Genomic DNA, 18,689 nt, shown 5'->3' with positions numbered 1-18,689 from the left:
GTGCTCGGCCATCACCTCCCGGACCGGGTCCCCCGAGACCTCCCCGAACCGCACCGCCGCCCCCCCCCCCCCCCGCCCCCCCCCCCCCCCCCGGCCCCCCCCCCCCCCCCCCGCCCGGCCCGCGCGGCGCCCCCCCCCCCCCCACCCCTCCCCCCTCCCCCTCCCTCCGCCCTTCCCGCTCTCGCTCCCGCTCCCGCTCCCGCACACCCGCCCACCAACCCACCCGCTACCACTATTTCGTTGTTTCGCCCTCCCGCTGCCCCCGCCGGGGCAGGGGCCCCGGCGGGGGCAGGCCGGCGAGGGGGAGGCCCGGTGGATGCAGTGGCCGGGGGCCGCGTCCGGCCGACCGCTCGCTGCGCCACGCACGCCGCCCTTCGGGGCTACGCCACCGGCGCCGGGACCACCTCCGCCCGCTCGCCCGGCGGGTCGAGCTGGAGCAGCAGTAAACGTTCCGCGAGCTCGTCCTCCTCGGGTCGCTCGCCCGCGATACTCCTTACGGCGTCGCGCAGTTGGGCGACCAGGCGGGTGCACTCCGCTCCCGCATCCACACCGTCGATGCACGCCCAGTAGAGGCTCTCGGTGTCCGCCCCGCAGGCCAGCACCACCAGCGTCTCCCCGATGTCCCGCAGCAGACCGCCGAGTTCGTCCAGCATCGGCCCCAGCTCGCCCAGCTCGCCGAGCCTTCGGGCCCGGCTGCCGGGCCCGAAGGCCGACGCCCCCGCCACGTCCCCCGTCGCATGGTCCAGGCAGCACGCCGCATGCAGCGCCGTCTCCGCCAACAGCTGCCCGAGGCCCGAGAGTTCGCCGTACTCGGAGCCCCCGAGCCGGGTGCCCACCGCTTCGGCGAGCAAGGCAGCCTGCCGAGCCTCGGCCAGCACGTCCGGGATGTTCCTGGTCTCCGCCAGGGCGTGCCGGGCGGTCTTGATCAGTCGCAGCGCCTCCATGCCGAACGCTCCTTCCGTCACCCGCGCGGCGCTCTGCCGTGCGGTCACGGTGAGAGAGTGCGCCGGGACGGAAGGACCTGCACGCGGACATCGGAAACCTGTGGACAACCCGAGGGATGTGGACAACTCCCGTCCCCCACAAGGCTTAGGAGGCGGCCTCCGGGTTGACGTCGGCCTCCTCGGCGAGGGCTCCGGGGACCGGAAAGCGCAACTCGTTGCGCTCGATCTTCTCCGCCAGGGCCGTCAGCGGATCGACCCCGACCACCGAGCAGAACTGGAGCAGGTAGGCGAGCACGTCGGCCACCTCGTCGCGCACCCGGTGGGCGCGGTCCGGGTCGGCCATCACCGCGGACGCCTGCTCGGGCGTGAGCCACTGGAAGATCTCCAGCAGCTCGCCGGCCTCCACGGTCAACGCCGAAGCGAGGTTCTTGGGCGTGTGGAAGGGCTCCCAGCGCCGCGCCGCGGCGAACTCCACCAGCCGCCGGCGCAGCTCTTCCAGCGTGGGCCCGGGGATATCGGTCTCTCGTTCGTTCACCCGTCCAGGTTTACCTCACCGCCCACCGCCGGACCCACCGCCGGACCGGCCACCCCACCCGCCACCGAATCCGATGCCGACCGCGCCGACGGAAGCACGGGCGAGGCCGCCGAACCACCCCGCACCGCCTGCCCCGGCACCCGCGCCGTCTCCGCCCGCAGCACCGTCAGCCCCGAGCCGGGATCGCGTCGGCACTCCACCACCGCCACCCCGGGCGGCAGTTCGCCGACCCCGCCGAGCGCGTCCCGCGCCGCCGCCGACTCCTGGAGCGTGGCGAGCACCCGCAACTGGTTGCGCCCGGCCATGTCCCGGGCGAGCCGGAGCAGCGACGCGCTCTGGTCGGTGCCGAGCCCCGCCCCGAGGTCGTCGGCGAGCACGGTCAACTGCCGCTGCGCCCACGGCACCTCGACCGCCACGTCGAGGTCCAGCACCCCCGCGCCGGTGAGCAGCACCGCGGCGAACGCCAGGTAGCGCAGCATCCCGTCGGAGGCCTGGTCGGCTCCGGTGCGCCCGAGCAGTCCCTCGTCGAACACCGCGAGCACCCGCCGGTCCGCGCCGCCGCCGCGGTGGGCGAGGTCGAGGCCCAGCAGCGGGTGCGGGGCGGCGGACTGGACGACGCGCAGCAGCTGCCCGTAGCGGCGGGGGCACTCGTTGCTGAGCCGGGCGATCAGGGCGGAGATGTTGGCCGCGGTGCTGAGCAGCCGGGCCTGCGGGTCGGGGCGCGCCCAGCCCCGCATGAGGGCGGGCACCGGGTGGACGGGGAAGACCTCGCGCAGCGCGGTGAGCAGTTGTTCGGCGGCGGCGAGGACCTTGCGTTCGCCGGGCGAGGAGCCGGCGACCCGCAGCGGGATCTGGGCGGTGATCAGCGTCCCGCTGGGGAACGGGGCCCGGATGTCGCCCTGCCGGGTGTCGTTGTGCCAGCTGACGTTGACGCGGCACTTGCGCAGGTCCTGCTCGCCGGTCTCGACGAGGGTCTGCCCGTCGAGGGTGAGCTGCTCCCGGGCGATCCGGACCGGCCCGTCGGTGCGGACGACGACTTCGAGGCCGATCGGCCCGTCCGGGGAGCGGACGGTGCAGCCGAGGATGAGGGCGTTGCGGCCGTGCGGCACGCAGCCGTCGAGGCCGCCGCGCAGGCGGGTGGCGAGCGGGCCGGTGGTGCCGGGCCGCCCGTCGAGGGAGGCGCCGATCTCGTCGCCGAGGGCGAGCCGGGAGAGGACGGCGAGGCCGTCGAGCGCGTTGGACTTGCCGACGCCGGCGGGACCGTGCAGCACCGTGAGAGGCGCGAGCGGGAGCGTCGCACGCCGGTAGGACTTGAAGGAGGTGAGCCGGATCTCCTCGACGGTCGGGCGCCGGACGGTCGGCTCGCCCGGGTCCGGGCTGCGCTGCTGCGGGTGGGCCGGCACGGCGGGCCGGGTGGCGTCGCGGTTCACCCGTCGGACGTTATCGGCCGGTCGGGAGGCAGAAACGTGCCTGCCCGGCAGATTCATCCCTTCGGGGTGGACCCGGCGCGCGCGGCCGGGCCCGCGCCGTCCGCCGCCGCGCAGGGTCGACGGGCGGCGCGCAGGTCCGGTTCAGCGCCGTCCGCCGCCGCGCACCACCGGATCAGCGCCGGTAGGCGGCGACGGTGACGGAGGCCGTCACCTCGACCGGGTCCGGCAGCGCGGCGAGCCGCTCCGCCAGCCGGTCCGCGTCGGTGTGCCAGGCGCTCGGCCCCATGCCGACCACGGTCCGCACCTCCTCGGCGGACAGCCGCAGCGTGAACTCCACCTCGCGCTGCCCGGCCGGCGTCAGGTACGGCCCGAGCTTCTCGTCGATGCGCCGCTGCTTCTCCTCGTCGACCGACAGCAGCCCCAGGGCGGTGACGAGTTCGCGCAGGTGGCGCGAGGTCGGAGCGACGAGCAGCAGGGTGCCGCCGGGCCGCAGCACACGGCGCAGCTCGGGGCCGTTGCGCGGGGCGAACACATTGAGGACGAGCCCGGCACCGCCGTCCAGCAGCGGCAGCGGGCGCCACGCGTCGCAGACCACGGCGCCGATCCGGGGGTGGGCCCTGGCGGCGCGGCGCAGCGCGTACTTGGAGATGTCGAGGGCCGCGCCGGGTCGGCCGGGGAGGGCGTCGAGGACGTGGGCGAGGTAGTGGCCGGTGCCGGCGCCGAGGTCGACGACGAGTCCTTCGGGGTCGGCGGCCACGGCTGCCTCGGCGAGGGCGTCGGCGATCGGCCGGTAGTGGCCGGCGGCGAGGAAGTCGCCGCGGGCGGCGACCATGTCGGCGGTGTCACCGGTGCCGGTGTGGGCGTCGCCGGCGAGCAGGCTGACGTAGCCCTGCTTGGCGACGTCGTGGCTGTGTCCGGCGGGGCAGCGCAGGGTGCGCCCGTCGAGGGTGAGCGGCTGCGCGCAGTGCGGGCAGGCCAGGTAGGGCTCGATGTCCTGCAGCAAGGGTCCGTCTTCTCTCGCGACCCGGTCGCGTGTTCCGGCCGGGGGTGCCAGCCTAACGAGCCGCGCCGGGCGGTCCCGCATCCGCCGGGGCGCCCGCCCGCGGGCCGGGGACGGACGGCCGCTCCCGGGTGCCCGCGGCGGCGGCCCGCAGGGCGAGCGCGGCCAGTGCCTCGGGCGCGCCGGCCTGGCCCCGGATGCCCGGGAAGGCGTTGACGTCGACGACGACCGGTTCGTCCGGCCCGTCCAGCAGGTCGACGCCGTAGACGTCGAGGCCGAACACCTCGCCGACCCGCAGGGCGAGCCGGGCGCGCTCGACGGGCAGATCGGCCGGCCCGAAGCCGTCCGCCGGCGCGGACCCGGCTCCCGGTACGGACCCGCCTCCCGGCCCCGACCCGGCCACGCCGTGCGGCAGCCCGCTGTGGCCGGGGTCGGCGAGTTCGGAGCGCCGGCGGGTGCAGAACAGCTGCCCGGCGACGACCCAGAGCTTCTGGTCCCAGCCGGTGCTCGGCAGGTAGGGCTGGGCGACGACGGGCTCGTCGGCCCACTGCTCGGCGAGCGCGCGCAGCCGGGCGAGGTCGTCGACCCTGGCGACGAGGTCGTGGCGGCGGCTGTGCCGGCTCTTGAGCACCAGCGGGAACGCGAGTTCGCCCGCCTCGGCCGCCGCGAGCAGCACGGCCGGACGGTCGGCGGTGCGGGTGGGTGCGAAGGGCACGCCGGCCCGCCGGGCGAGTTCGGCCATGGCGGTGCGGTCCTGGCAGAACTCGGTGGCGGCGGCCGAGTTGACGACGGGCGCGCCGCGCTCCTCCAGCGACCGGGCGAGCGCGAGGGCTGCCGGGGTGCGGGCCTTGAGCAGGTAGACGTCGGCGAGCGGCCCTTCGCCCGCGCGCCCCGCCGGATCGAGCGCCTCGACCCGGTGGCCGGCCGCGGTCAGCAGCGCACCGGCCGCGGCGAGCAGCGGGTGGTCCGGGGCGGAGGTGATCAGGCCGATCCTCACAGCGGGCCGCCGACGCCCACGCCGCCCAGGCCGGCCACCCCGACGGCGGCCCCGCCGCCCTGCGCGGGCATCCGCACGGCCCGCGCGCCGAGCCCGACCGCGCCCACGGAGGCGTCCAGCCCGGCGGCATCCAACCCGGCGGCGTCCAGCGCCACCGCGGGCGCCGTGACCGCCGTGCCGGTGCGGGCCAGCCGCAGGATCGCCCGCGCGACCCGCGCGACCGCGTCCGGCACCTGCCGGAAGCTCGGGAAGTCGTTGATGTCGACGACCACCGGCCCGTCCGGGCCGAGCAGCACGTCGACGCCGTACAGGTCGAGCCCGAACACCTCGCCGACCTGCGCGGCGATCCGCGCCACCTCGGCGGGCAGCGGCACCTGCCGCTCCCGCACGCCCTGGTCGGGGTTGAGCGGCGAGCACCGCTCGGTGGCGTAGAGCTCGCCGTCGACGCAGTACACCTTGAGGTCGGTGCCGGAGTTGGGCACGTAGGGCTGCGCGATGAGCAGGCCCTCACCGGCCAGCAGGGGGCCGATCTCGGCGAGCTGCCCGGGGTCGCGGACGAGCCGCACGGCCCGCCCGGAGCTGCCGTCGGCGGGCTTGACGACCAGCGGGTACTCGGCCGCGGGGATCTCGGCGAGCCGTTCCCAGCGGGCGGCCGCGTAGGTGACGGGGACGGGCAGTCCGCGGGTGCGGGCGACGACGGAGGCGAGTGCCTTGTCGCGGACGCCGCGGATCGAGCGGACGTCGTTGACGGTGGTGAGGCCGACCGCGGCGGCGGCCTCCAGCAGGGTGAGGCCGGGCCCGCCGGAGACGGTCTTGAGCACCCAGGCGTCGTGGCTCCCGGCGCGGACCGCCTCGGAGATCGCCATCAGCGAGTCGCCGGGGCGCAGCACGTCCACCCGGTGCCCCCACGCGGTGAGTTGCCGTACGACGTCGAGCGGCATGCCGTCGTGCCGGTAGTGCTCCTCCACCAGAAAGCAGAGCCTCATGAGCCGGTCATCCCCCTCGCTTCGCCCAACGCGGACGTCCGCCGTCCCCGTCCGGCAGAGCTGTAAAAGCCCCAGGATGCCATGGGGTCCGCCCACAAGATCGCCCGGCCTGTAAGCGTTGGGCAACAATCGCGGCGAAATGCCCGGGCCCGGCGGCCTTCCGGGGCTCCGGGCGCCCTCGCGGGGCCCGCGGTCCGGGCCGGGGCCGGCAAATCCCTGGCATGAACGGGGCAGGCCTGCTTGGATGCACGGCGTGACCTTTGACGATCTTGAAACCGCCCCCTCCGCCCCCTCCGCCCCCTCCGCCGCCCAGGCCGACCGGGTCCTGCTCGACGAGATCGAGCGCTACTACGACGCGGTTCCACGCGCCGCCGCGCGCGTGGAGGACTTCGGACCGCTCAGCCTCTTCGTCCGCGAGGGCGCCGGCTGGCCGTACTACGCCCGGCCGGCGCTGGGCCACCAGGGTCCGGCGGCCACCGCCGAGGACGTCCGCCGGGTGCTGGCCCGCCAGCGCGAGCTGGGCCTGCCGGAGGCGTTCGAGTGGGTGGCCGAGCACGACCCGCTGCTGCGCGCGGCGGTGGAGGAGGCGGGGCTGACGGTGCACGAGCACCCGCTGCTGGTGCTGGGCCCGCAGGACGCCCCGGGCGTGCCGGGCCCCGCGTCGGGCGGTGCGGCCGACGGCGTGGCGGTGCGGGTGCTGGCCGCCGACGACCCGGCGCTCGCGCACGCGGTGGCCGTCCCGCACCTGGCATTCGACGAGCCGGGCACCGGCGTGGGCGACACCGGAGCGGCGGAACTCGCCGCGAAGGCCCAGGTGTTGGGGTCCGACGGCACCGCGGCGCGGACCGCCGCACGGATCGCCTCCGGACACACCGTGCTGGCGGCGGCCTTCGAGGACGGCACTCCGCTCTGCGCGGGTCAGCACAACCCGGTCGGCGCGGTCACCGAGGTGGCCGGCGTGGGCACGCTGCCCTCGGCGCGCCGGCGCGGGCTGGGGCTGGCCGTCACCGCGGCGCTGGTCGAGCACGCCCGGGCCACCGGGGTGCGGACGGTGTTCCTGTCCGCGGCCGACGAGGACGTGGCCCGGATCTACCGTCGCGCGGGCTTCCGCCCGTTCGCGACCGCGCTGATCGCCGAGCCGCTCGCACCGGCCGAACCCACCGAGCCGACCGAGCCGGCGGCCGGGACCAGCTGAGCCCGCCCTCCCGATCCCGCTCCCCTCATTCCGAGTCGTCGTCGTCCTCGCCGCTGACCTCCTCGTCCTCGGCCTCGTCCACCACCCAGGCGGCCAGCCGGTCCGCCACCCCGGAGACGGTCAGCCGCCCCTCGCGGATGGCCCGGGCGAGGCTGCGCACCTCACGGGCCGTGGTCGCCACCGAGCAACCGCTGGCCACCAGGTAGGCGTAGGCGACGGCGGTGGCGAACAGCTCGTTGGTCTTCTCCAGCGCGGGCACCCGGATCAGCTGGTGCATGAGGGCGGCGGCGCGGTCCTGCGGTTCGGGGTAGACGGCGATGTCGAAGATCTCGGCCTGGTGCCGCGCGACGGCGGCGAGCAGCGATCCGTAGTCGGTGACCTGCGGGTCACCGGGCGTGTACTGCTCGGCGGTCATGAGCAGCCACGAGAGGTCGACCTCCAGTTTCAACGGCGCACGTCCTGCAGGTCGGCGCCGCCCCGCTGCTCGCCGAACTCGGCGAGGAACGCCGTCTCGTACTCCTTCATGAACTGCGCCGCCGCGTCGACGAAAGCCCGCCCGGCCTCGCCCATGTCCTGCTGGACCAGGCGCTCGATGTACTGGTTCATGCTGATCCCCTGCTGCTCCGCCCGCTCCCGGGCCATCTCCGCGGTGGTGGCGTCCACCCGGACGTTCAGCTGCTTCTTACCCATGAAATTCAAGCTAGCGCTGAAGTGCTAGCACAACAAGGGCGCGCGCGGCCCCTCGCACGCCCGCTCGACGCGCTCGGCACCGGCGGAGAGGGAGACTTGAAGAGTTCTTCACCTTCGGAGATTCTGAAGTGCCCCGAGCATTCCCTGGAGCGGCACCGACCGGTGTGGAGGCCGGCAATGACAGCCATGTTCGACCAGGAGCTGCGCGAGCAGCTCGCCCAGGCCCGCAAGGAACTCGCGGCCGCCCGGGCCGAAGGGGACGCCGACGGCGTCCAGGCGTACCAGGGCCGGATCGCCTCGCTGATCCGGCTCGCCGCCCAGCACGGCATCGCCCTGCTGCACGACGCCCAGGAAGAGGAACACCACCTGCCCTGAGCCGCCCGCGGCACCGACGGCGGCGGAAACCGACGAAGGCGGAAGCGGAAGAGGACAGAAGAGAGAGCAGAGGACGACGACGGAGGCGGTACCCGGAAGACCCGGGTACCGCCTCCGTCGTCGTCGCGTCCGAGGGTCACTCGCCCCCGACGGGCTCCAGGATCGCCACGCACTCGAAGTGGTGCGTCATCGGGAACAGGTCGAAGGCCCGCAGCGAGAGCGGGCGGTAGCCGCCCGCTCGGAAGAACGCCAGGTCCCGGGCGAGGGCCGCCGGGTCGCAGGCCACGTACGCGATCCGGCGGGCGCCGAGCCCGGCGAGGTGGGCGACGGTCTCCCGCCCGGCACCCGCGCGCGGCGGGTCGAGCACGATGAGGTCGGTCGCGGTGATCCCGGTGCGCGGCAGCAGGGACTCCACCCGGTCGCACTCGATCCGGACGTTCTCCAGCGCGGCCAGGTTGTGCCGGGCGTCGGCCACCGCCTGCTTGCCGGACTCGATGCCGAGCACCGCGCCGTCCTCGCCGACCCGGTCGGCCAGGGCGCCCGCGAACAGGCCCACCCCGCAGTACAGGTCGAGCGCGTTCTCGCCCCACTGCGGGTCCAGGCCGTCGAGCACGGCGTCGACCAGGGTGTCCGGCGCCTCCGGATGGATCTGCCAGAAGCCGCCGTTGCTGACCCGCCAGGTCCGCCCGGCGGCGCGCTCGCGCACGAAGCCGCGGCCGTGCACCTTGTGGGGGTCGCCCTGCTCGTCGATGCGGGCGATGGAGACCGGACGGTCCAGCTCGACCAGCGGCAGCTGGGCGCCCGGCGCCGGGGTGAGCACCACCTGACGGTCCGAGGAGCCGGAGGCGGCGATCGCCTCGACCGAGACGACGCCCGGCCAGTCGCGGGCCTCCACGCCCAGCTCGGTGACGCCCTCGGCGGCGATCAGGCAGCGGTCGACCGGCTGGATCTCGTGCGAGCGGTGCTTGCGCAGCCCGACCTTGCCGCTCTGCGGGTCGACGGCGTACTGCACGCGGGTGCGCCAGGCCGGCACCTGGCCGGCCGGCAGCTTGCCGCCGACCGGCTCGACGCTGCCGTCCCAGCCGGCCTCGGCCGGGGTCAGGCCGGCCAGCTTGGCCAGCTGCTCGGTCAGCACCTGCACCTTGAGCTTGCGCTGGCCGCCGGGCGTGACGTGCTGCCAGTCGCAGCCGCCGCACTTGCCGGGCCCGGAGAACGGGCACGGCGGGGCGATCCGGTCCTTGGCCGGCTCCAGGACCTCCACCGCGTCGGCACGCAGGAAGCGCGAGGTGGTGGTGCCCTCGGTGACCTGCGCGATCACCTTCTCGCCGGGCAGCGCGTGCCGGACGAACAGCACCCGGCCCTCGTGCCGGGCCACGCAGTGACCGCCGCCGTGCGCGACGGGGCCCACCTCGACCTCGTAGCGCTCGCCGACCAGCGGGTCGCCGGTGGGAGCCTTCGGCGCCCGGGGGGCCTTGGGGGTCTGGGACGCCTTGGGCGCGCCGGCGGTGCGCAGCGCCCGCGGGGGACGCACGGCCTGCTTGCGCGGGCGCTGCGCACCGCCCTTCGACTGCCCTTCCCCGCCCTCGCGCGCCTCACCGCGCGCAGCCCGCTCCGGACGCGCGGCACGCTCACTGCGCTCCGGGCGCGAAGGCTCCTCCGCACGCTGCGGTGCGCGCTCCTCCGGCGCGAGCGGCGCCGTCCGCGCGGTGAACCCGTCGCGGTCGGTCGCCTCCGGCCGCGACGGCTTGCCCCAGCGCGGCCGGGCGACCTGCCCGGGCCGGCCTGAGGCGCCGCCCTTGCGGGCGCCCTTGCCCGAGGAGCCATGGGAACGAGAGGGAGTGTTGCGGGTCACTGGGAGGAGTCCTTCGTGCTGCGGTCGGCCGGGCCGGCGGGCTTCGCCGAGACTTCCGACTTTACGGCCTTGGGCGCCCGGGGCTCACCACGCCGGACGGAACCGGGCGCCGACCAGGCCTTCTGCGGCTTGCGCCGCTCCGAGGACTCCAGCTGCCACGGCACCGAGGTCACCATCACACCCGGCTTGAACAGCAGCCGGCCCTTGAGCCGCAGCGCGCTCTGGTTGTGCAGCAGGTGCTCGTACCAGTGGCCGACGACGTACTCGGGGATGTAGACCGACACCACCTCGCGCGGGCTGCTGCGGCGCAGGTTCTTCACGTAGTCCAGCACCGGGCCGGTGATCTCCCGGTACGGCGAGTCCAGCACCTTGAGCGGCACCTCGATCCCGCGCTCGTCCCACTCCGCGCGCAGCGCCGCGGTGTCCGCCGGGTCGACGTTCACGGTCACCGCCTCCAGGGTGTGCGCCCGCGCGAGCCGCGCGTACGCCAGTGCCCGCAGCGCCGGCTTGTGCAGCTTGGAGACCAGCACGATCGCGTGCACCCGGGTGGGGAGCACCACGTCGTCCGGCACCTCGGCGGCGACCAGTTCCTCGGAGACCCGGTCGTAGTGGCGGCGGATCGCCTTCATCATCACGAACAGCACCACCATCGCCGCGATGGCGATCCAGGCGTGGCTGATCTTGGTGGCGAGCACGACGATCAGCACCGCCATGGTCATCACCAGGCCGAAGGTGTTGATCGCCCGGCTGCGCTGCATGTGGCGGCGCTTGGCCGGGTCGGTCTCGGTGCGCAGATTCCTGGTCCAGTGCCGGATCATGCCGGACTGGCTCATGTTGAACGACACGAAGACGCCGACGATGTACAGCTGGATCAGCCGGGTCGGGTCCGCGTTGAAGGCGATGATGAACAGGATCGCGGCCAGCGCCAGCAGGATGATGCCGTTGGAGAAGGCCAGCCGGTCACCGCGGGTGTGCAGCTGACGCGGCAGGTAGCGGTCCTGGGCCAGGATCGAGCCCAGCACCGGGAAACCGTTGAACGCGGTGTTGGCGGCCAGCACCAGGATCAGCCCGGTGACGGCGGCGACGAAGTAGAAGCCCGGCGTGAAGTTCGAGAACACCGCCTCGCTGATCTGGGCCAGCGCGGTCTTCTGGTGGTAGTCGCCGGGCACGCCGACCAGCTGCTGCGCGGGGTCCTCGGCCATCTGCACACCGGTCAGCCGGGCCAGCCAGATGATGCCCATGAACATCACGACGGCGATGCTCGCCATCATCAGCAGCGTGGTCGCCGCGTTCTTGCTCTTCGGCTTGCGGAACGCCGGCACGCCGTTGGAGATCGCCTCCACGCCGGTCAGCGCCGCACAGCCCGAGGAGAACGCCTTGAGCAGCAGGAACACCATGGCGAAGCCGGCCAGGGACTCGTTCCCCGGGGTCGCCGCCAGGTGGAAACCGGAACTCTCGGAGGGCATGTCCTGCCCCATCCCGAAGTGCCGGATCACGCCGTACACCACCATGCCGAGCACGCCGACCATGAAGGCGTACGTCGGGATGGCGAAGGCCGTACCGGACTCCCGGACGCCGCGCAGGTTCATCCCCATCAGCAGGATGACCACGACGACCGAGAGGGTCAGCTCGTGCCCGCGCAGCGCCGGCACCGCCGACACCACGTTGGCCACGCCCGAGGTGGTGGAGACCGCCACGGTGAGGATGTAGTCGACCATCAGCGCGCTCGCGACCACCAGGCCGGAGTTCGGGCCGTGGTTCACGGTGGCGACCTCGTAGTCGCCGCCGCCGCTCGGGTAGGCGTGCACGTTCTGCCGGTACGAGGCCACCACCGCGAGCATCACGATGGCGACCACGACGCCGATCTGCCACGAGAAGTGGATCGCAGAGGCACCCGCCAGGGAAAGGGTCAGCAGGATCTCCTCGGGCGCGTACGCGACCGAGGAGAGCGCGTCCGAGGCGAAGACGGGCAGCGCGATGCGCTTGGGGAGCAGCGTCTCCCCCAGCTTGTCACTGCGCAACGCACGCCCGATGAGGATGCGTTTCGGTAGGTCAGTCGGCATAGGCACGGTAAGGAATCGTAGGGGCAGTACGAAGCGACGTCCCACGGACGCCCCCCGTTGAGGCCACCCTTCGTCGCGACTGTGTTCGGCGGACCGGCTAGCGTGTCGGATACGAGCAGGCGGGCAACACTGTGGTTGTCGTGCCGAGCCCCACGAGGACGCCCACCCCGGACACCGGGGCGGGGAAACGGAGATCGAACGGTGTTTGCGCAGGTCATGACCCCTACAGGACGGGTGAGGTAGCGCCGGTGCACATCGTCATCATGGGCTGCGGCCGGGTGGGCTCCGCCCTCGCCCGAGCACTGGAGAAACAGGGCCACTCGGTGGCCGTCGTCGACCAGGACCCGACGGCCTTCCGCCGGCTCGGCGCCGGGTTCAACGGCCGCCGGGTGACCGGTGTCGGCTTCGACCAGGACACCCTCAAGGAGGCGGGCATCGAGGAGGCGGGCGCCTTCGCCGCCGTCTCCAGTGGTGACAACTCCAACATCATCGCCGCCCGGGTGGCCCGGGAGAACTTCGGCGTGGAGAACGTCGCCGCCCGGATCTACGACCCCCGGCGCGCCGAGGTCTACCAGCGCCTGGGCATCCCCACCGTCGCCACCGTGCGCTGGACGGCCGACCAGATGCTGCGCCGTCTGCTGCCGAGCGGCGCCGAGCCGCTCTGGCAGGACCCGAGCGGCGCCGTCCAGCTCGCCGAGGTCGCCTACGACCCCGACTGGGTCGGCCACCGGCTGAGCGAGCTGGAGGAGGCGTCCGGCGCCCGGGTGTCGTTCGTCACCCGGCTCGGCGAGGGCGTGCTGCCCTCGCCCCAGATGGTGGTGCAGGAGGGCGACCTGGTGCACGTGATGCTGCGCCGGGCCGACCTGACGGCGGTCGAGGCCGCGTTCGCGCAGGGCCCGCGGAAGGAAGGTCACTGATGCGAGTCGCCATTGCCGGAGCCGGCGCCGTCGGACGCTCGATCGCGGGCGAGCTGTTGGAGAACGGCCACGAGGTCCTGCTGATCGACAAGAACCCCAACTCCATCTCGGTGGAGCGGGTGCCCATGGCGGAGTGGCTGCTCGCCGACGCCTGCGAGATCACCTCGCTGGACGAGGCCGCGCTGCAGCGCTGCCACGTGGTGATCGCCGCGACCGGTGACGACAAGGTCAACCTGGTCGTCTCGCTGCTCGCGAAGACCGAGTACGGCGTGCCGCGGGTGGTCGCCCGGGTGAACAACCCGAAGAACGAGTGGCTCTTCAACGAGTCCTGGGGCGTGGACGTGGCCGTCTCCACCCCGCGCCTGATGTCCGCCCTGGTCGAGGAGGCGGTCAGCGTCGGCGACCTGGTCCGGCTGATGCGCTTCAGCCAGGGCAACGCCAACCTCGTCGAGCTGACCCTCGCCGAGGACACCGAGCTGGTCGGCACCCGGGTCGGCGACGTGCCGTGGCCGCCGGACACCGCGCTGGTGACCATCCTGCGCGAGGGCCGGGTCCTGGTGCCCGGCAAGGACGACACCCTGGAGGGCGGCGACGAGCTGCTCTTCGTGGCCGCCCAGGAGCGCGAGGAGGAGCTGGAGGACCTGCTCTCCAGCTCGGCCGGCGCCCAGTAGGAGCCGAGAAACGCCGAGGGCCCGCACTCGCTCGGAGTGCGGGCCCTCGACCGTTGACCGCTACCGGCCACCGGTCCGGCCGGCGGTCGGCTACCGGCTACCGGCCGACGGCCGAACCGTCGGCCGGGTGCTCGTCCGGCCCCGGCTCGTCGTCCAGCTGCGCCTTGATCGGCGGCGGCGCCTTCAGCAGGATCTGCCAGGTCACGTACATCGCCAGCAGCAGCGGCGGGATGCCCAGGGCGACCTTGAGCCAGCCCAGCAGGTTGACGTTGTGGGTGAAGTACAGCGGGAAGAGGATCACCGGCTTGATGCCCATGATCAGCACCCACGCCCAGGTGGCCCTGGTGTAGGCGGCCAGCCGGCCCGGATTCTCCTTGCGCCAGGTGAACATCTCGCCGGTCACCGGGCCGAGCATGATGCCGATCAGCGGCCAGCGGACCAGCGCCGAGACGGCCAGGCCCACGCAGTAGCCGACGTTCCAGAGCAGGCCCGGCAGGTAGAAGTTCTCCGCCTTGCCGGTCTTCATCGAGATCCAGGCGCCGATGGCGACGCCGAACACCCCGCTGAAGGCGTGCTGGACGGTCTCCCGCTTCAGCAGCCGCGCCACCACGAACAGCGCGCTCAGGCCCAGCGCGGCCCAGGCCGCCGCCGGCACCTTGTGGGTGATGTTGTAGGTGACGATGAAGACCAGGCCGGGCAGGGTCATGTCGACCATGCCGCGGACCCCGCCGAACGCCTTCATCACGGTGTCGGCGGCCTCCCGGGAGGCCTGGGCCTGCCGGGCCGCCTCCTCGTCATGGGCGATCTCCACCAGGCCGAGCTGGGCGGCGGGCTCGCCGCCGGGCTGGTTGCTCACGCTCATTCGCTCCCGTGTCCGACCGGACGCAGCTCGTAGCGGGGGTTGAACAGCACCCGGCGGCCACGCGCGTGGCTGATCCGGCCGCTGGCCACCAGACGGCGCCCGGGCTCGATGCCCGCGATGGAGCGGCGCCCGAGCCAGACCACGTCCAGCGCCTCGGTGCCGTCGAAGAGTTCCGCCTCCAGGGCCGGTACGCCGGCCCGCGGGCGGAGCGTCACGGTCCGCAGGGTGCCGGCCACGGTGACCAGTTGCCGGTCCCCGCAGCTGGCGATCGGCGTGCAGCCCGACTCCGCGGCGCTCTCCTGGCGCAGCTCCTCGGCCTCCAACTCCTCGGTGGAGGAGGTCAGCCGGCTGAGCATGCGGCGGAAGCGCCCCTGCGGCGGCCCGCTGCTGTTGTCACCACTCATGCCGGAAGGGTACCGGTTCCGGGGGCCCCGGCGGCAGGCCGCAGGTCGGCCGGGGACTTCGCGCGAGCGCGCCGCGAGGGCCGCCGGCGCGCCGGACCGGCACCGTCCGCTCACCCCTCGAAGCGGTAGCCCATGCCGGGCTCGGTGATGAAGTGCCGCGGGTGCGAGGGGTCGCGTTCGAGCTTGCGCCGCAGCTGGGCGAGGTAGACCCGCAGATAGTTCGTCTCGGTCCGGTAGGCCGGGCCCCACACCTCCTGGAGCAACTGGGTCTGGCTGACCAGCCGGCCCGCGTTGCGCACCAGGACCTCCAGCAAATGCCACTCGGTCGGGGTAAGCCGGATGTCGGCACCGTCCCGGTTCACCTTCTTCGCCGCCAGGTCCACGGTGAAGCTGTCGGTGACCACCACCGAGCCGTCCTCCCCGGCGACCGGCTCGGCCCGGCGGACGGCGGCGCGCATCCGGGCCAGCAGCTCGTCCATGCCGAAGGGCTTGGTGACGTAGTCGTCGGCCCCGGCGTCCAGCGCCTCGACCTTCTCGTCGGAGGCGTGCCGGGCGGAGAGCACGATGATCGGCACCCTGGTCCAGCCGCGCAGGCCCTTGATCACCTCGACCCCGTCCATGTCGGGCAGGCCGAGGTCGAGGACGACGACGTCGGGATGGCGGGCGGCGGCGAGTTCCAGGGCGCTCGCACCGTCATGCGCCGCGTCGACCTCGTACTTGCGGGCCTTGAGGTTGATCACCAGCGCGCGGACGATCTGCGGTTCGTCGTCCACGACGAGGACCCGGGTCATACGGGCTCCGCCTTTCGGGGCTGTCGGTCGGATCGGAAGTGGTCGGAAGTGGTCGAAAGCTTTCATTCAACGGTCGTCGCGGGCGTCACCGATCAGGTGGGTGGCGGGGCGAGCTCCGGTACGTCGGGCGCGGGGACACGCTCGGTCGTGGGCAGGGTGACCACCATGGTCAGTCCGCCGCCCGGGGTGTCCTCGGCGGACACCGTGCCGTCCATCGCCTCGACGAAGCCGCGCGCCACCGCGAGCCCGAGGCCCACCCCAGCACCGCGCGGCGCGTCCCCGTAGCGCTGGAACGGGGCGAAGATGCGCTCCTTGGCGTCCTCCGGCACCCCCGGCCCCCGGTCCACGATCCGCAGCTCCACCCGGCCCGGCCCGCCCGCCGGCTCCAGCGCATCGGCCTTGACCAGCACCTTCACCCCGTCCGGGCTGTACTTGACGGCGTTCTCGATCAGATTGGCCAGCGACCGCTCCAGCAGTCCGCCGTCGGCCAGGATCATCGGCAGGGTCTCCGGCACGTCCAGCCGGACCGCCTCCGGCGCCACCCCGCCCAGCGCGAACGGCACCACCTCGTCCAGGTCGGTCTCCTGGATCAGCGGCGTGACCGTCCCGGTCTGCAGACGGCTCATGTCGAGCAGGTTGTTGATCAGATGGTCGAGCCGGTCGGCGCCCGCCTCGATCCCCGCCAGCAGCTCCGCCTCGTCCTCCTCGTCCCACTCGACGTCCGCCGAACGGAGCGAGCTCACCGAGGCCTTGATCCCCGCGAGCGGAGTGCGCAGATCGTGCGAGACGGCCGCGAGCAGAGCGGTGCGGATCCGGTTCCCCTCGGCCTCCCGCCGGGCGGCCGCCGCCTCCCCCGCCAGTCGCCGGCGCTCCAGCACCACGGCGGCCTGCGCGGCGAACGCCCCGAGCAGCCGGCGGTCCTCGGCCGGCAGCACCCGGCCGCGCAGCACCAACGCCAGCGTCTCCCCGATCGGCACGTCCACGTCGGCCGTCTCCGGCCGCTCCGGCGGACGCGGGCCCGCCGTCGCCACCGCCTGCCACGGGCCGACCCGGTCGGGCCGCTCCAGCAGCGCCACCGACTCCTGCTGGAAGGTCTCCCGGACCTGCTCCAGCAAGGCCGTCAGCACCCCCTCCCCGTTCGGCGCCCCGCGCAGCACCGTGCCGGCCAGCGCGCTCAGCGACTGCGCCTCGGCCTGGCTGCGGGCCGCCTGGTGGGTGCGCCGGGCCGCCAGGTCGACGACCGACGCCACGGCCATGCCGACGGCGGTGAATATCGCCACCGCCATGATGTTCTGCGGCTCGGAGATCGTGAACGTGTGGATCGGCGGCGCGAAGTAGTAGTTGAGCGCCGAGGACCCGACCAGCGCCGAGGCGATCGCCGGGAAGAGCCCGCCCACCAGGGCCGCGCACACCGTCAGCGACAGGAACAGCAGCATGTCCGTGGTCAGACCCAGACCGTGCACATTGATGAGCACCAGCGCCAGCAGCGGCGGCCCGGCCACCCCGATCAGCCAGCCCGCGATCGTCCGGGTGCGGCCCAGATCGGTCACCTTGCGGGTCGGAACCCGCCCACGTCCCTTCGCGGCGTGCTCGTGCGTGACGATGTGCACGTCGATGTCGCCCGACTCCCGGGTCACCGTGCCGCTCACACCCGGGCCGTAGACGTACTGCCAGGCCGGCCGCCGGCTGGTCCCGAGCACGATCTGCGTCGCGTTCACACCGCGCGCGAAGTCCAGCAGCCCCGCGGCCGGGTCGTCTCCCAGCACCGCGTGGTACGAGCCGCCCAGGCTCTCCACCAGCGCCCGTTGCTCGATCAGCGTCTGCGACGACCCCGAGCCCGGACCGGCCAGCCCGTCCGACCGGGAGATGTGCACCGCCAGCAGCTCACCGCCCGAGCCGCGGGCGGCTATCCGGGCGGCCCGGCGGATCAGCGTCGCCCCCTCCGGCCCGCCCGTCAGACCGACCACGATCCGCTCGCGCGCCTGCCAGGTCCCCTTGATGCCCTGCTCGGCGCGGTACTTCTGCAGGTACTCGTCAACCCGGTCGGCCGTCCAGAGCAGCGCCAGCTCGCGCAGGGCCGTCAGGTTCCCCGGCCGGAAGTAGTTGGCGAGTGCCGCGTCGATCTTCTCCGGCGCGTACACGTTGCCGTGCGCCAGCCGGCGCCGCAGCGCCTGCGGCGACATGTCGACCAGCTCGATCTGGTCGGCCCGGCGGACCACTTCGTCCGGCACCGTCTCCCGCTGCCGTATCCCCGTGATGCCCTCGACCACGTCGCCGAGTGACTCCAGGTGCTGGATGTTCACCGTCGAGATGACGTCGATCCCGGCCGCGAGCAGCTCCTCGACGTCCTGCCACCGCTTCTCGTTGCGGCAGCCCGGCACATTGGTGTGCGCCAGCTCGTCCACCAGCGCCACCTGCGGCCGGCGTGCCAGGACCGTGTCCAGGTTCATCTCCGTGAACACGGCCCCGCGGTGGGTCAGCTCCTGCCGCGGCACCACTTCGAGACCCGTGACCTGCTCGGCCGTGTGCCGACGCCCGTGATCCTCGACGAACGCCACCACGACGTCCGTCCCCCGCTCCGACCGCCGGTGTGCTTCCGCGAGCATGGCGTACGTCTTACCGACCCCGGGTGCCGCCCCGAGGTAGACCCGCAGCCTGCCGCGTCCCATGTGCACCATTCTTGATCCGGCCGTGCCTGGCGGCCATCCCGGACACCAGTTCCCTTCGCCTTCGAGACTACGGCGCAGGCGCCGGTTTGCCAGCGATCTGGCCGCTGAGCTGGGAGTTTTAGCGCCATATTGATGGGCCATCGGGGCCTGCGGCGGCACTGGCCGGCGCGGCACCCACCCGCCTGCCCCGCCTGGCCGCATTTCGGTCCGGACATGCGAAAAGCCCCTGCCGGTATCCCCGGCAGGGGCTTCTCAGAAGAATTGTTCGGCGGCGTCCTACTCTCCCACAGGGTCCCCCCTGCAGTACC

18 protein-coding genes are annotated in these 18,689 nt (G+C 73.7%); 4 read left to right on the top strand and 14 right to left on the bottom strand.

Going from position 1 to position 18,689, the window contains the following annotated elements:
- Window positions 1–380: 380 nt before the first annotated feature.
- The 6 genes from ACFU9E_RS34940 to ACFU9E_RS34915 form a co-directional block, all read right to left on the bottom strand.
- A complete protein-coding gene (locus tag ACFU9E_RS34940) occupies window positions 381–992 on the bottom strand; it encodes a DUF6099 family protein (RefSeq protein WP_380715660.1) in 612 nt (203 codons plus the stop codon).
- Between the two features lie 97 nt (window positions 993–1,089).
- The gene (locus ACFU9E_RS34935) at window positions 1,090–1,479 is read right to left on the bottom strand and encodes a nucleotide pyrophosphohydrolase (protein WP_380687021.1); all 390 of its coding nucleotides are present in this window, start codon (window positions 1,477–1,479) and stop codon (window positions 1,090–1,092) included.
- Window positions 1,476–2,909, bottom strand: coding sequence for an AAA family ATPase (locus tag ACFU9E_RS34930; protein WP_380687023.1), 1,434 nt, complete (start codon window positions 2,907–2,909; stop codon window positions 1,476–1,478). Before ACFU9E_RS34930 ends, ACFU9E_RS34935 begins: the two co-directional genes overlap by 4 nt.
- 172 nt (window positions 2,910–3,081) lie before the next feature.
- Window positions 3,082–3,912, bottom strand: a complete 831-nt coding sequence (locus tag ACFU9E_RS34925; RefSeq protein ID WP_380687025.1) for a putative RNA methyltransferase — start codon at window positions 3,910–3,912, stop codon at window positions 3,082–3,084.
- 52 nt (window positions 3,913–3,964) lie between these two features.
- Window positions 3,965–4,906: a RimK family alpha-L-glutamate ligase gene (locus ACFU9E_RS34920; protein ID WP_380687027.1), complete on the bottom strand. Its 942-nt coding sequence runs from the start codon at window positions 4,904–4,906 to the stop codon at window positions 3,965–3,967.
- Window positions 4,903–5,892 (bottom strand): RimK family alpha-L-glutamate ligase, encoded by a 990-nt coding sequence (locus tag ACFU9E_RS34915; protein WP_380687029.1) that lies wholly within the window; start codon window positions 5,890–5,892, stop codon window positions 4,903–4,905. The genes ACFU9E_RS34920 and ACFU9E_RS34915 overlap by 4 nt, the downstream gene beginning before the upstream one ends.
- Before the next feature lie 325 nt (window positions 5,893–6,217).
- Here ACFU9E_RS34915 and ACFU9E_RS34910 point away from each other — a divergent pair, with 325 nt between their 5' ends.
- Window positions 6,218–7,087: a GNAT family N-acetyltransferase gene (locus ACFU9E_RS34910; RefSeq protein ID WP_380687035.1), complete on the top strand. Its 870-nt coding sequence runs from the start codon at window positions 6,218–6,220 to the stop codon at window positions 7,085–7,087.
- Window positions 7,088–7,112: 25 nt separating this feature from the next.
- Here ACFU9E_RS34910 and ACFU9E_RS34905 read toward each other — a convergent pair whose 3' ends face one another.
- Together ACFU9E_RS34905 and ACFU9E_RS34900 are read right to left on the bottom strand one after the other, a co-directional pair.
- A complete protein-coding gene (locus ACFU9E_RS34905) occupies window positions 7,113–7,535 on the bottom strand; it encodes a fic family toxin-antitoxin system, toxin component (RefSeq protein ID WP_355376046.1) in 423 nt (140 codons plus the stop codon).
- Window positions 7,532–7,777 (bottom strand): toxin-antitoxin system HicB family antitoxin, encoded by a 246-nt coding sequence (locus tag ACFU9E_RS34900; protein ID WP_380687031.1) that lies wholly within the window; start codon window positions 7,775–7,777, stop codon window positions 7,532–7,534. Before ACFU9E_RS34900 ends, ACFU9E_RS34905 begins: the two co-directional genes overlap by 4 nt.
- Before the next feature lie 177 nt (window positions 7,778–7,954).
- Between ACFU9E_RS34900 and ACFU9E_RS34895 the strand changes: the two genes are divergently transcribed.
- Complete coding sequence (locus ACFU9E_RS34895; RefSeq protein WP_380687033.1) at window positions 7,955–8,152, top strand: hypothetical protein; 198 nt, start codon at window positions 7,955–7,957, stop codon at window positions 8,150–8,152.
- Between the two features lie 136 nt (window positions 8,153–8,288).
- On the opposite strand, the gene ACFU9E_RS34890 is transcribed toward ACFU9E_RS34895, so the two are convergent.
- Entirely contained in the window at window positions 8,289–9,587 is a 1,299-nt protein-coding gene (locus tag ACFU9E_RS34890; protein WP_380715662.1) for a class I SAM-dependent RNA methyltransferase, read from the bottom strand.
- 413 nt (window positions 9,588–10,000) lie between these two features.
- Window positions 10,001–12,067 (bottom strand): APC family permease, encoded by a 2,067-nt coding sequence (locus tag ACFU9E_RS34885; protein ID WP_380689212.1) that lies wholly within the window; start codon window positions 12,065–12,067, stop codon window positions 10,001–10,003.
- Window positions 12,068–12,315: 248 nt separating this feature from the next.
- Between ACFU9E_RS34885 and ACFU9E_RS34880 the strand changes: the two genes are divergently transcribed.
- Window positions 12,316–12,984: a potassium channel family protein gene (locus ACFU9E_RS34880; protein WP_380689210.1), complete on the top strand. Its 669-nt coding sequence runs from the start codon at window positions 12,316–12,318 to the stop codon at window positions 12,982–12,984.
- Window positions 12,984–13,655, top strand: a complete 672-nt coding sequence (locus ACFU9E_RS34875) for a TrkA family potassium uptake protein (RefSeq protein WP_355376057.1) — start codon at window positions 12,984–12,986, stop codon at window positions 13,653–13,655. Before ACFU9E_RS34880 ends, ACFU9E_RS34875 begins: the two co-directional genes overlap by 1 nt.
- A gap of 97 nt (window positions 13,656–13,752) precedes the next feature.
- Here ACFU9E_RS34875 and ACFU9E_RS34870 read toward each other — a convergent pair whose 3' ends face one another.
- The 4 genes from ACFU9E_RS34870 to ACFU9E_RS34855 form a co-directional block, all read right to left on the bottom strand.
- The gene (locus ACFU9E_RS34870; protein WP_380688575.1) at window positions 13,753–14,517 is read right to left on the bottom strand and encodes a DUF3159 domain-containing protein; all 765 of its coding nucleotides are present in this window, start codon (window positions 14,515–14,517) and stop codon (window positions 13,753–13,755) included.
- Window positions 14,514–14,921 (bottom strand): OB-fold nucleic acid binding domain-containing protein, encoded by a 408-nt coding sequence (locus tag ACFU9E_RS34865; protein WP_350555533.1) that lies wholly within the window; start codon window positions 14,919–14,921, stop codon window positions 14,514–14,516. Before ACFU9E_RS34865 ends, ACFU9E_RS34870 begins: the two co-directional genes overlap by 4 nt.
- A 110-nt stretch (window positions 14,922–15,031) precedes the next feature.
- Window positions 15,032–15,712 carry a response regulator gene (locus tag ACFU9E_RS34860; RefSeq protein WP_355376066.1) on the bottom strand — a complete coding sequence of 227 codons (681 nt, stop codon included), beginning with the start codon at window positions 15,710–15,712 and terminating at the stop codon, window positions 15,032–15,034.
- 92 nt (window positions 15,713–15,804) lie between these two features.
- Window positions 15,805–18,381 carry an ATP-binding protein gene (locus ACFU9E_RS34855; protein ID WP_380688573.1) on the bottom strand — a complete coding sequence of 859 codons (2,577 nt, stop codon included), beginning with the start codon at window positions 18,379–18,381 and terminating at the stop codon, window positions 15,805–15,807.
- Window positions 18,382–18,689 lie beyond the last annotated feature (308 nt).

Origin of the sequence: Kitasatospora sp. NPDC057595 (assembly GCF_042800875.1) — a bacterium.
Classification (GTDB): Bacteria; Actinomycetota; Actinomycetes; order Streptomycetales; family Streptomycetaceae; genus Kitasatospora.
The sequence above is the reverse complement of the archived record's forward strand: the minus strand, read 5'-3'. Positions and strand labels throughout refer to the sequence as shown.